General features: G+C 32.2%; 15 protein-coding genes. 5 read left to right on the forward strand and 10 right to left on the reverse strand.

The window, feature by feature from the left end; all coding sequences use genetic code 11:
• Nucleotides 1–63: 63 nt before the first annotated feature.
• The 3 genes from LNP81_RS06515 to LNP81_RS06525 form a co-directional block, all read right to left on the reverse strand.
• A complete protein-coding gene (locus LNP81_RS06515) occupies nt 64–489 on the reverse strand; it encodes a SufE family protein (RefSeq protein WP_194615143.1) in 426 nt (141 codons plus the stop codon).
• Between the two features lie 2 nt (nt 490–491).
• Complete coding sequence (locus LNP81_RS06520) at nt 492–845, reverse strand: hypothetical protein (protein WP_230034371.1); 354 nt, start codon at nt 843–845, stop codon at nt 492–494.
• Between the two features lie 79 nt (nt 846–924).
• Nucleotides 925–2,139 carry an aminotransferase class V-fold PLP-dependent enzyme gene (locus tag LNP81_RS06525; protein WP_230034373.1) on the reverse strand — a complete coding sequence of 405 codons (1,215 nt, stop codon included), beginning with the start codon at nt 2,137–2,139 and terminating at the stop codon, nt 925–927.
• Between the two features lie 221 nt (nt 2,140–2,360).
• On the opposite strand from LNP81_RS06525, the gene LNP81_RS06530 reads away from it, so the two are divergent.
• Genes LNP81_RS06530 through LNP81_RS06545 form a run of 4 tightly spaced genes read left to right on the forward strand, consistent with a single transcriptional unit; the run spans nt 2,361 to nt 6,185 of the window.
• On the forward strand, nt 2,361–3,707 hold the full coding sequence (locus tag LNP81_RS06530) for a serine hydrolase domain-containing protein (RefSeq protein ID WP_230034375.1): 1,347 nt from the start codon (nt 2,361–2,363) through the stop codon (nt 3,705–3,707).
• A gap of 49 nt (nt 3,708–3,756) precedes the next feature.
• On the forward strand, nt 3,757–4,281 hold the full coding sequence (locus LNP81_RS06535) for an ATP-binding protein (RefSeq protein WP_230034377.1): 525 nt from the start codon (nt 3,757–3,759) through the stop codon (nt 4,279–4,281).
• A complete protein-coding gene (locus LNP81_RS06540; RefSeq protein ID WP_230034379.1) occupies nt 4,278–5,798 on the forward strand; it encodes a PIN domain-containing protein in 1,521 nt (506 codons plus the stop codon). The genes LNP81_RS06535 and LNP81_RS06540 overlap by 4 nt, the downstream gene beginning before the upstream one ends.
• A 3-nt stretch (nt 5,799–5,801) precedes the next feature.
• The gene (locus tag LNP81_RS06545) at nt 5,802–6,185 is read left to right on the forward strand and encodes an ASCH domain-containing protein (protein WP_074662450.1); all 384 of its coding nucleotides are present in this window, start codon (nt 5,802–5,804) and stop codon (nt 6,183–6,185) included.
• A gap of 61 nt (nt 6,186–6,246) precedes the next feature.
• Here the strand turns inward: LNP81_RS06545 and sufD are convergent, their stop codons facing one another.
• From sufD to LNP81_RS06580, 7 genes are all read right to left on the reverse strand, one after another.
• Nucleotides 6,247–7,563: a Fe-S cluster assembly protein SufD gene (gene sufD / locus LNP81_RS06550; RefSeq protein ID WP_072964781.1), complete on the reverse strand. Its 1,317-nt coding sequence runs from the start codon at nt 7,561–7,563 to the stop codon at nt 6,247–6,249.
• A 65-nt stretch (nt 7,564–7,628) separates the two neighbouring features.
• Nucleotides 7,629–8,375, reverse strand: a complete 747-nt coding sequence (sufC, locus tag LNP81_RS06555; protein ID WP_055097564.1) for a Fe-S cluster assembly ATPase SufC — start codon at nt 8,373–8,375, stop codon at nt 7,629–7,631.
• 12 nt (nt 8,376–8,387) lie between these two features.
• A complete protein-coding gene (locus tag LNP81_RS06560; RefSeq protein WP_230034381.1) occupies nt 8,388–8,876 on the reverse strand; it encodes a flavodoxin family protein in 489 nt (162 codons plus the stop codon).
• Nucleotides 8,877–8,882: 6 nt separating this feature from the next.
• Nucleotides 8,883–9,155, reverse strand: coding sequence for a Txe/YoeB family addiction module toxin (locus LNP81_RS06565; RefSeq protein ID WP_230034383.1), 273 nt, complete (start codon nt 9,153–9,155; stop codon nt 8,883–8,885).
• Complete coding sequence (locus tag LNP81_RS06570) at nt 9,146–9,343, reverse strand: DUF2683 family protein (protein ID WP_230034385.1); 198 nt, start codon at nt 9,341–9,343, stop codon at nt 9,146–9,148. Before LNP81_RS06570 ends, LNP81_RS06565 begins: the two co-directional genes overlap by 10 nt.
• 15 nt (nt 9,344–9,358) lie before the next feature.
• Nucleotides 9,359–10,807, reverse strand: a complete 1,449-nt coding sequence (gene sufB / locus LNP81_RS06575) for a Fe-S cluster assembly protein SufB (protein ID WP_230034387.1) — start codon at nt 10,805–10,807, stop codon at nt 9,359–9,361.
• 69 nt (nt 10,808–10,876) lie between these two features.
• Complete coding sequence (locus LNP81_RS06580; RefSeq protein ID WP_065451634.1) at nt 10,877–11,206, reverse strand: HesB/IscA family protein; 330 nt, start codon at nt 11,204–11,206, stop codon at nt 10,877–10,879.
• A 370-nt stretch (nt 11,207–11,576) separates the two neighbouring features.
• On the opposite strand from LNP81_RS06580, the gene LNP81_RS06585 reads away from it, so the two are divergent.
• Nucleotides 11,577–12,500 (forward strand): hypothetical protein, encoded by a 924-nt coding sequence (locus LNP81_RS06585; RefSeq protein ID WP_230034389.1) that lies wholly within the window; start codon nt 11,577–11,579, stop codon nt 12,498–12,500.
• Nucleotides 12,501–12,609 lie beyond the last annotated feature (109 nt).

Genomic DNA, 12,609 nt, shown 5'->3' on the forward strand with positions numbered 1-12,609 from the left:
TTTAATAATTAACCAACAAGCTTATAATTTCTTATATAACTTATATGGTTAAAAATCGGCTAATTAATTTCTGTTTTTAGCATCAAAAGCCAAAGCGTACATTTTGATATTTTTTATCATCGAAACCAATCCGTTTGCGCGAGTGGCAGATAAGTGTTCTTTTAAACCAATTTCATCAATAAATTCAGTATCAGCTTTTATAATGTCTTCTGCTTTTTGATTAGAGAAAGCGCGGATTAAAATGGCGATAATTCCTTTGGTTAAAATCGCATCACTATCTGCAGTGAAAACAATTTTATCGTCTTTTTGTTCGCCTTGTAACCAAACTTTCGATTGACAGCCTTTGATTAAATTCTCTTCGGTTTTGTATTCTTCTTTGATCAACGGAAGACTTTTTCCTAATTCGATGATGTACTCATAACGTTGCATCCAATCGTCGAACATCGAGAATTCGTCTATTATTTCGTTTTGTATTTCTTTTATTGTCATAATTATTCTTTCGTGAAATCTACCAGCAAATTTACCAATTTTTCTATTTCCTTTGGAGGATAACCATTGTCGAAACCTGGCGTTTCGTAGATTTTCTGATTCTGAACTATTTTTAAATTTCCAATTGCGGCACCGTCGTAAAAACGTTTTTCAGTAGGTCCTTTCAATGTTGGAATACTTTCTAAATTAATTTTTGAAAACTCTGCTACAATCTCTTTCCATTTAGCATCGCTAATTTTTGTTACTACTGGTTGTGTGTTTTTACCATTGGTAACAGAAACTGTTTTATTTTGAACTACTATCAATTTATAAAGGCCTCTCGAAACAGCCGAATATTCCATTTGTGTTGATGTCATATCGCTGGTTTTTTGGCTTGAGCAACTTGTTCCGATGAAAATCGTTAAGAGCAATAAAGATAATATTCGCATAATTTTTTTAGCTTAACATGGTTTTTGCTTTCTTCACCGCTTCAACCATTACATCAATTTCTTCTATTGTATTGTAGAAAGAAAATGAAGCACGGATCGTTCCGGGAATGCAGAAAAAGTTCATGATGGGTTGTGCACAATGATGTCCGGTTCTAACGGCAATTCCTAATTTATCGATAATAGAACCAATATCGTAAGGATGAATTCCGTCTATATTAAACGAAACTACAGAAGCTTTATTTTTTCCTGTTCCGTAAATTTTTAAACCTTCAATTTCTAAAAGACGTTTTGTAGCATGTTCTAATAATGCTTCTTCTTGTTTCTGAATATTATCAAAACCTATGTTGTTTAAATAATCAACAGCGGTTCCTAAAACAATTCCGCCGGCAATATTTGGAGTTCCGGCTTCAAATTTATGAGGAAGATCAGCATAAGTCGTTTTCTCGAAAGTAACTTCTTTGATCATTTCTCCGCCACCCTGATAAGGAGGCAATTTGTTTAGCCATTCTTCTTTTCCATATAAAATTCCGGTTCCGGTTGGACCACACATTTTATGCCCGGAAAAAGCATAAAAATCACAATCTAAATCCTGAACATCCGGTTTTAAATGCGGAACAGCCTGCGCGCCATCGATCAAAACAGCAGCGCCAACGGCGTGTGCTTTTTCGATCATATATTTGATAGGATTGATGATTCCTAATGCGTTCGAAATATGATTTACCGTTACCACTTTTGTTTTTTCTGAAAGTAAAGCATCAAAAGCTTCCATAATCAGTTCACCGTTTTCATTCATCGGAATAACTTTTAGCGTTGCTCCGGTTTTTTCGCATAACATTTGCCAAGGCACAATATTGCTATGATGCTCTAAAGAAGAAACCACAACTTCGTCGCCAGGTTTTAATATAGATGCAAAACCGTTGGTTACTAAATTGATTCCGTGCGTTGTTCCTGAAGTAAAAAGTACTTCGTGAGAAAACTTAGCATTGATATGATGTTGGATTTTTACTCTTGAAATTTCGTAAGCATCAGTTGCCAATTGACTTAGTGTGTGAACACCACGGTGAATATTGGCATTTATTTCCTGATAATATGTCGCGATCGCATCGATCACAATTTGTGGTTTTTGTGAGGTTGCTCCGTTATCGAAATATACCAATGGTTTTCCGTTTACTTTTTCCGAAAGGATCGGAAAATCAGCTCTTATTTTTTGGATGTCTAACATGTCTTATTTAGAAAAATTCTATCTACAAAAGTACTAAAACTAAATTGGTTTACCCATCAAAACTATAATTTCCTTTTATGGTACTATCAATCGAAGGTTTGAATATTGATTCTGTAAAATTAAGTTACGTTTTGTAAATAATTTGAATTCAAAATGTGAATTGGATGCTAAAATCGTGAGCATAAATTATTTATATTGCAGTAAAAATATCTTTTAAGAATATGAAAAAAATCATCAGGTTACTGGCACTTGTTTTACTGATTGTAATTTTTTATTTTGGATTTACCACTTATCCAAAGCTTGAATTGATCTCTGGCTTTTCGGCCAAAAGTATTGCCTCGGGACATTTTTTAGATCATCGATCGAAAGAATTGATTGAAAAAGGTGATAATGATATTAAGTTAATGGATTTGGCAACAAATACAATTGATGAAGCCGGAAAATTTGCGACATCTTCTGTTTATGGTTTAAAAGAAAGAAAAGCCATTTACCGCGAAGGTTTAGGAGCCACTTTAATAGATGATGATTATGATATTTCGAAACCGTATTTATTGCCTAAAAGAGCAAAATCTAAGGCCTTGCCTTTTCCTTACGGAAATATTGATCCGAAAGATACGGTGTTCTCAAATATTGACTATTCGAAACTGAAAAAAGCAGTTGATGATTCTTTCGATAAAAACGGAGGAAAAGCAAAACGTACGCGTGCCGTTGTCGTTTTATACAAAGATAAATTAATTGCGGAACAATATGATACGGGTTTCAATAAAAATAGTAAAATTTTAGGTTGGTCGATGACCAAAAGTATCACCAATTCTGCTTTTGGAGTTTTGGCCAAACAAGGAAAAATTGATATTTACAAACCTGCGCCAATTGCAGAATGGCAAAATGATGATCGTAAAATCATTACTATAAATGATTTGCTACATATGAATTCGGGTTTAGAATGGGAAGAGAATTACAGCAAAATTTGTGACGCGACAATAATGCTTTTTCAATCTGGAGATATGGCAAAAGTACAGCGCGAAAAACCGGCCCAGTTTAAGCCGAACACACATTGGAATTATTCGTCAGGAACAACCAATTTATTATCCGGAATTTTAAAAAGTCAGTTTAAAACACAACAGGAATATCTTGATTTCTGGTACAGTGCCGTAATCGATAAAATAGGAATGAATTCGATGATTGTTGAGCAAGATATGGCAGGAACATTTGTTGGTTCGTCATATGCGTGGGCAACGGCGCGAGATTGGTCAAAATTTGGATTGTTATACCTGCACAAAGGAAATTGGAAAGGAGAACAAATTCTGGATGAAAGCTGGGTAAAATATTCTGCAACGCCAACAAATACTTCTAAAGGAGCATACGGAGCACAATTTTGGCTAAACGCCGGAGGAAAATTTCCAGATGTTCCTCGTGACATGTTTTATTGCAGCGGATATCAGGGGCAAATGGTGGCGATTATTCCATCATTAGATATGGTAATTGTGAGAATGGGTTTGAAAGAAGAAGATCAGGGATTTGATTTTAATGGGTTTTTGAAAGGGATAATTGGTAGTGTGAAGAAATAAATCTGTAATGCATTTCTTTCTTTTTGTATATTGCTCGAAATTTCTATTTATGAGGTTATTTGAAAATATATATTTTATTGGTGGAATTCATGGAGTTGGAAAAGGAACTATTTGTAAAGAAATAACATCTAGAACTAAATTAATTCATATAACTGCTAGTGAAGTTTTGAAGTGGAATGAAATTAGTTTATCAGAGAATAAATTAGTTACGAATATTTCTTCGACTCAAGAAAGGTTAATTTATGGCTTAGAAAATTTAATAGAAGAAGATAAAGAATATTTACTTGACGGACATTTTTGTTTATTAAATTCATCTGGAATTCCATGTAAAATTGATGAAGATCTTTTTGATCAAATCAATCCAAAAGCAGTCGCAATTGTAATTGATGATGTTAAAATAATTTCCAAAAGATTAGAATCGAGAGATGATAAAATTTATGAAATTAAAATTTTGAATGAATTACAACAAATGGAAATAGAATATGCAAAATATCTTTCAAAAAAGTATTGTATTCCCTACATTGAAATTATAGATAATAATTATGAACGGTTTTTAGATATTCTAAACAGATGAAAGTTTTATTAGACACAAACATTATTATTCATAGAGAAGCGAATAAAATTTACAAACCAGAAATTGGTCAACTTTTCAAGTGGATAGATAATCTTAAATATTCAAAATACATTCATCCTTTGACTGTTGAAGAATTAGAAAGATATAAAGATCCAAAAGCTCTCGATACTATGAGTATTAAAATTGAGAGTTACAATTTACTTAAACATCAAGCTCCGTTAGGTGAAGAAATTCTAAAAATAAGTAAGAAAGTAGATAATCAAGAAAATGATATTAATGACACACAAATTCTAAACGAAGTTTATGAAGGTCGGGTTGATATTTTAATTTCAGAAGATAAAAAAATTCACACGAAGGCTAACTTGTTAGGTATAGCAGATAAAGTTTTTAAAATTCAAAATTTCTTAGAAAAGGTCATTTCTGAAAATCCTGAGCTGGTTGATTATAAAGTATTGGCTGTTAAGAAAGTTGATTTTGCAGATGTTGATATTAAAGATTCTTTTTTTGATAGTTTTAGAGAGGATTATATCGAGTTTAATAAATGGTTCAATCGCAAAGCTGAAGAAAAATGCTACGTTTGCTATAGTGACAACAACTTAACGGCATTCTTGTTTGTAAAAATAGAAAATAATAACAGTGAAAGTTATTCAGAAATCACCCCAACTTTTGTTTCTAAAAAGCGCCTAAAAATTGGTACTTTAAAAGTTTCTAGTAATGGATATAAAATTGGCGAACGATTTTTGAAGACTATTTTTGACAATTCGATGCAATATGGAATAGAAGAAATATATGTTACACTTTTTGCTAAAAGACCTGAACAAGAGCAACTTATAGAAATGCTTGAAGAGTGGGGATTCATATATCATGGAGTAAAAACTACTCAAAATGGAGATGAAAAAGTATACACAAGATCATTTGGAAAAAATATAGCTACAAATATTAAAAATCCTAAACTTACTTTTCCTTTCTTATCTAGGCAAACTGATAAATATATAATTAAAATTGAACCTCAATACCACACAGAACTTTTCCCTGATAGTATTAATACAAAAGAAGACAAAACAAAATATACCGAAAATGAACCTCATAGAAATCGAATTAGTAAAGTTTATATTTCTCATTCTCAAGATAGACAATTAAAATCAGGAGATATAATAATCATATATCGTATGGGAGAAACTACACCTAAAAAATATTCTAGTACGGTAACCAGTATCTGTATTGTTGAAAATGTTCAAAATAATTTCGGATCTTTTGAAGATTTTTTTAATGCATGTAACAGACGAACTATGATATCAAAAGAAGATTTAAAAGTTAGTTGGTGGGATAAATATCCGAATAACAGACCTTTCGTTGTAAACTTTTTATATGCGCATTCTTTGCCTACACCTAAACCAACTTTAGATGATTTAAATAGATTAGGAGTTATTCCAGATATATTGAATATGCCAAGAGGATTTATTAAAATAACTAATGACCAGTTTAATGATTTGATTAAATTTGCGTATAAATTATAAATTATGAAAGTAGTACTATCAATTAAACCCCAATATGCAAATAAAATATTTGACGGGACAAAAAAATTTGAGTTTAGAAAAGCTATTTTCAAAAATCAAAATGTAACATCAGTTTTGGTTTATGCTTCTTCGCCAGTACAAAAAGTAATTGGAGAATTTGAAATAGAGAAAATATTTAATCTCGACCTTAAAGAGCTTTGGGATAAAACCAAAGAATATTCAGGGATAACCGAAGATTATTTTTACGAATATTTTGAAAATAGACAGCAAGGTTTTGCTATTCAAATAAAAAATAAAAATAAATTTGAAGAACCTAAATGCTTAAAGGCTGATTATAATTTAACACCTCCACAGTCATTTGCATACTGGTCAAATGAAAAAAGATAAAAACAAAAAAAACCGATAAACTTTTAAAACTTATCGGTTTTTAATTTTTAAAATAGAAAATCTACAAATCAAATCCTAAATTCACACCCAATTTCATGGCAATGATTTTAGTAATTCTTTGTTTTAATTCCGGTATTTTAATGCTTTCGATAACAGCATTCGAGAATGCGTACATCAATAATGCTTTAGCTTCTTTTTTAGGAATACCACGAGATTGCATGTAGAACATAGCTGTTTCGTCAAGTTGTCCTACGGTACAACCGTGAGAACATTTAACATCATCAGCAAAAATTTCTAATTGTGGTTTTGCATTGATTGTAGCTTTGTCACTCAATAAAATATTGTTGCTTTTTTGGAAAGCATTTGTTTTTTGAGCTTCTTTTTCTACCAACACTTTTCCGTTGAAAACTCCGGTTGAGCGATCAGCGAAAATTCCTTTATAATCCTGGAAACTTTCGCAATTTGGCGTTGCGTGGTTTACCAAAGTATAATGATCAACGTGTTGCTTTTCGCCAATAATAGTGATTCCGTTTAGCGTACTAGTTAATCTTTCACCAAAGTGGTAAAAGTTTAAATTGTTACGCGTTAAATTTCCTCCAAATGAAAAAGTATGTACATAAACGTGACTTTCCTGTTGTTGCGAAACGTAAGTATTATCAATTAAATTCGCTTCGATATTGTCGTTTTGAATTTTGTAGTGATCTACAATTGCGCGTTTTTGAGCAAAAATCTCAGTAACCGAATTGGTTAAAACCGGATTTTCATTCAAACTTTGGTGACGCTCGATAATCTGAACATGAGAATTCTCTCCCACAATAATCAAATTTCTAGGCTGAACCAATAAAGCAGCTTCGTTTCCTGTAGAGAAATACATGATTTCAATTGGTTTGTCAGCAACTTTTTTTTGCGGAATATTGATAAAAGCGCCTTCACTTGCAAAAGCAGTATTCAACGAAGTCAAACTTTCGTCTTTGCTTGCAATTTGGTTGAAGTATTTATCAATAACCATTTTATATTTTGGTTTGGTCAATGCCGATGACATTAAGCAAACATCGATTCCGTCATGCGTAGTAGAAGACAAATGCGAGCTGAAAACACCATCAATAAACACTAATTTATAAGTGTCGATTTCGTGTAAAAAGTATTTTTTTACCTGATTAAATTCGATTGCATTTTCCTGCTTAGGAAAAACCGTAAAGTCATTTTTTAAGATGGCGTTTAGCGATGTATATTTCCAAGCTTCTTCTTTTTTGGTTGGGAAACCTTTATTTTCAAAGTTTTTTAAGGCATTTGTGCGAATGTCATGCAAATCTGAATGTACATCGACACGTTCTTCAAAAGCCATAAAAGACGATACTAATTTTTCTTTTAAATCCATTTCTGTAGTTATGAGTTATGAGTTATAAGTTATGAGTTTTGTAAACTGTAAACTGTAACTGTAAACTAGTTTTCTGCTTTAATCCAGTCGTATCCTTTTTCTTCCAGTTCGTAAGCCAATTCTTTTCCTCCTGATTTTACGATTCTTCCGTTGTATAAAACGTGAACGAAATCCGGAACGATATAATCTAACAAACGTTGGTAGTGCGTGATTACGATAATTGCGTTTTTCTCGCTTTTTAATTTGTTAACTCCGTTAGCCACAATTCTTAAAGCATCGATATCAAGACCAGAATCGGTTTCGTCAAGGATAGCTAATTTTGGTTCTAACATTGCCATTTGAAAAATCTCGTTTCTTTTTTTCTCTCCTCCAGAAAAACCTTCGTTTAAAGAACGAGATAAAAATTTACGATCGATTTCTAATAATTCAGATTTCTCACGAATAACTTTTAGCATTTCGTTTGCAGGCATTTCTTCCTGACCGTTTGCTTTACGAGTTTCGTTGATGGCAGTTTTCATGAAGTTTGTTACACTTACGCCAGGAATTTCTACAGGATATTGAAAAGAAAGGAAAACTCCTTTGTGTGCTCTTTCTTCAGGAGCAAGATCTGCAAGATCTTCTCCGTCAAGGAAAACTTGTCCGTCAGTAACTTCGTAGTTTTCGTTTCCGGCAATTACAGCCGAAAGTGTACTTTTTCCAGAACCGTTTGGTCCCATGATAGCATGTACTTCGCCCGCTTTAACTTCTATATTAATTCCTTTTAGGATTTCTTTATCACCAATTGAGGCGTGAAGGTTTTTTATTGATAACATTGTTTTTTTATTTTATATAAATGTCAATTCTATTTTTGTTGTTTGGTTTAAGATGTTAGCATTAAAATGCGCGTGTCCTAAATATTCCATGCCTAAATAATCGGCTGTTTTTTTGAACGGAATGTAAAAACTTTCTTCGATTTCATTGTCGTGTGAATTTGATATCACGCCAATTTTCTTTCCTCTTAGTTTTCGTCCGGTTTCTTTCTCAATTCTGATTAAATCCGAAAAGCGATCAAAGAAAACCTTCATTATTCCACTCATATTGTACCAATATATGGGCGTTGCAAAAATTAAAGTTTCGTATTTCTCTAATATTCCTTTTATTAAAGGCAAAAAATCGTCTTCTATATTTTTACTTTCGTAATCATAATGAGAAATATTATAATCACTTAAATTAATTACGTCTATTTCGGTTTCTTTAGAAATTTCATCCACAATTTTGGTTGTGTTTCCGTTTTTTCTGGATGAACCTAAAATGATTACTTTTTTATTTTCCATTAATACTTATTCGTAATGTCCTTTCAAGGAAAGAATATCTAATATCTCGATTGTGTGTTCTTCTGTAACCTTATAAATTATCCGGTGTTCTTGATTTATTCTTCTAGACCATTTCCCAGACAATTCATATTTTAGAGGTTCAGGTTTTCCGATACCTTCAAAAGGATGAAGTTGTATGTCTTCAATCAAGGCAGTAATCTTATTCATAATTGCTTTGTTGCCAGATTTTTTCCAATACTCTCTGTCTTTTTGAGCTTTTTCAGAATAAATTACTTCCACAAATCTTCTAATTTTATTTTAACTCCTTTCCCGTCTTTTATACTCTGTTCAGCATCTAGAATTTCTTTTACAAATTCTGTATTATATGGTTTTTCATTCTCTTCTATAATTTCAAAACCAAGAGATTTTGCCAGTGATTGAAAAACTGGGAAATCTTTTTTCTTTACATTTTTTAAGATGATATCCATATTGCTTTATTTTTATTAACCTACAGACCCTTCTAAAGAAATCTCTAATAATTTTTGAGCTTCAACAGCAAATTCCATTGGTAATTTGTTCAATACATCTTTACTGAAACCGTTTACAATTAAGGCAATCGCTTTTTCAGTCGGGATACCTCTTTGGTTACAATAAAAAACCTGGTCTTCTCCAATTTTACTTGTAGTTGCTTCGTGCTCTATTTTTGCCGATGGATTTTTACTTTCGATATAAGGGAAAGTATGCGCTCCGCAATTGTTCCCCATTAATAATGAATCACATTGCGAAAAGTTTCTTGCATTTTCAGCTCTTGGGCTAATTTGCACTAATCCACGGTAACTGTTTTGTGATTTACCAGCTGAGATACCTTTAGAAATAATAGTCGATTTAGTGTTTTTACCTAAATGGATCATTTTTGTTCCTGTATCAGCTTGTTGGTAATTATTGGTAACGGCAATCGAATAAAATTCACCTACCGAATTATCTCCTTTTAATACACAAGAAGGATATTTCCAGGTTACAGCAGAACCTGTTTCTACTTGTGTCCAAGAAATTTTAGCGTTTGTTTCGCATAAACCTCTTTTGGTTACGAAATTATAAACTCCACCTTTTCCTTCTTTGTTTCCAGGGAACCAGTTTTGAACGGTAGAATATTTAATTTCAGCATCATCCAAAGCGATTAGTTCAACTACAGCAGCGTGCAATTGGTTTTCGTCACGACTTGGCGCTGTACAACCTTCAAGGTATGAAACATAACTTCCGGCATCAGCAATTACAAGAGTTCTTTCGAACTGACCTGTTCCTGCCTGGTTGATTCTGAAATAAGTTGAAAGTTCCATTGGGCAACGAACGCCTTTTGGAATATAACAGAAACTTCCGTCAGAGAAAACTGCTGAGTTTAGTGCTGCATAGAAGTTGTCTTTTTGAGGTACAACAGTTCCTAAATATTTACGAACTAATTCCGGATGCTCTTTTATAGCTTCTGAAATCGGACAGAAAATAATTCCTTTTTCTCCTAATGTCTTTTTGAAAGTAGTCGCCACAGAAACAGAATCGACAACAATATCCATAGCGACATTGTTCATCATTTTTTGTTCATCGACAGAGATACCTAACTTTTTGTACATTTCAAGAAGTTCCGGATCTACATCATCCAAAGTTTTGTTTGGATCTACTTGTTTTGGAGCTGAATAGTATGAAATTGCCTGAAAATCCGGTTTTTGATAATGAACATTTGCCCATTCCGGTTCGATCATTTCTTTCCATGCACGAAAAGCCTCGATGCGCCATTCGGTCATCCATTCCGGCTCCTCTTTTTTAAGAGAAATAGCTCTTACGATATCTTCGTTTAAGCCAATAGGAAATGTCTCCGATTCTATATCAGTATAAAATCCGTATTCGTATTCTTTAGTTTCGAGTTCGATTTTTAAATCGTCTTCAGTGTATTTTGACATTTTTTAGTTTTTTAAAACGCTTAAAATTTAAAATCTTAAGCGTTTAAATTTTTGCTTTTTGACTTTAATTTATAGCGAAAATGATTCTCCGCAACCACAAGTTCTACTTGCATTTGGATTGTTAAACACAAAACCTTTTCCGTTTAATCCGCCTGAAAATTCAAGAATTGTTCCGGCTAAATATAGAAATGATTTTTTCTCAACTGCAATTGTTATGTCGTTGTCTACAAATATTTTATCGTCGTCGCCTTTGGCTTTGTCAAATTTTAAATCATAAGACAAACCAGAGCATCCGCCACTTTTCACGCCTACTCTTACGTAGTCATGTGCAGCATCAAAACCATCATCTTTCATTAAGTCGATGATTTTCTTTTTGGCTGTATCAGAAACTTTTATCATTGTTTATGGTATTTGTTTTTGCTTTCATTCGAATTTGCATTCAAAACAGTAATTAAATTATTACATTTTAAAGTGCTGTCTTTCAATGTTGAAATGAAATTATCTGCAAAGATACGACTTAAAAACCTTTTTCCATAACGGTTCACATTATTATAACAAATGTTAAAATAGATATTAGTTATATTACTAAACCAAATATCATTGTTAATGTCGTTTATTTGTTTATTAGTGTTTTTTATCGAAAATTTAAAAAGCTGCTATTTTTGTAGGGTTTGCTTGTAAATAGTTACGATTAAGTGTTAAAAAAGCGTATTTATACGTATTGCAGGCAATTTTTTATTGTTACTTTTGCAGAAAATTGGGAGTAATTATGAAGAAGCAATACAAAAACAAGTGGGTTAAAGCACTTTTAGCAGTATTTTTTGTTTTTGGAATAGGTGCTACAGTCTTTATTTTTAGTAAAGAATCAAATGAGACTGATAATAAAAACAAAGAAATAAATGATCAGAAATTTAGTGAATCAAGTCCTGAGTCACTTTCTCAAAAAAATATTTTAGATTCTTTAACGACTTTAAAATTAGCTTATGATGTAGCTATTTTAGAGAAAACTTCTTTGTCGCAACAATTAGAACTTGAAAAGAAAAACATCGAAAACCTGATGGAAATTATCAAAGCTTCTAAAAATCCTTCTGCCAAGCAAATTCAAATATATAGAAAACAGCTTTCAGATATGAAAATCGCATTAGAGTCTAAAGTGATTGAAATTAAAAAACTAAAATCTCAAAATAAAAATTTACTGAGTGAAATAGAAAGTCAGAATGTCGTGATGTACAAACAAAAGACAGAGAATGATACTTTGGTTTCTAAACAAAAAAAATTAGAATCGACCTTAAAAGATGCTTCGAAACTGGTTACAAGTAATTTTAGTGTAATAGCGCTTAAGGAAAAGAAATCCGGACAGGAACTGGAAACAGAGAAAGCAAAAAATACTAAAAAGCTAAAAGTGAGTTTTTCTGTCAACGGAAATGCAGTTGCAAAAACGGGAAAAAAAGTTTTTTATATTCAGGTTTTAGATCAGAAAAATAAAGTTCTGGGCGAAAATAAATTAATCGAATTTGGAAACGATAAAGCTTTGGTTTACAGTTTTATTGTGGCTGTAGATTTTCAGGGGAAACCTGCAAATGTTTACGGGATTTTAAATGCTGATGAAAATGCCTTTAAAAAAGGAACTTATTTTGTCAACTTCTTCGACAAACAGGAAATCATGGGAAGCACTTCGATTACGCTTGAATAATAATGGATGACTTTTAATCCACTCCCGATAGCTATCGGGATTACGGATCTAACAGATTGACACAGATTTTTTTATTTGTGCCAAAGTTTGAAAATTTGATTAAACTAAA

Origin of the sequence: Flavobacterium piscisymbiosum (assembly GCF_020905295.1) — a bacterium.
In the GTDB taxonomy this organism is placed as follows: domain Bacteria; phylum Bacteroidota; class Bacteroidia; order Flavobacteriales; family Flavobacteriaceae; genus Flavobacterium; species Flavobacterium piscisymbiosum.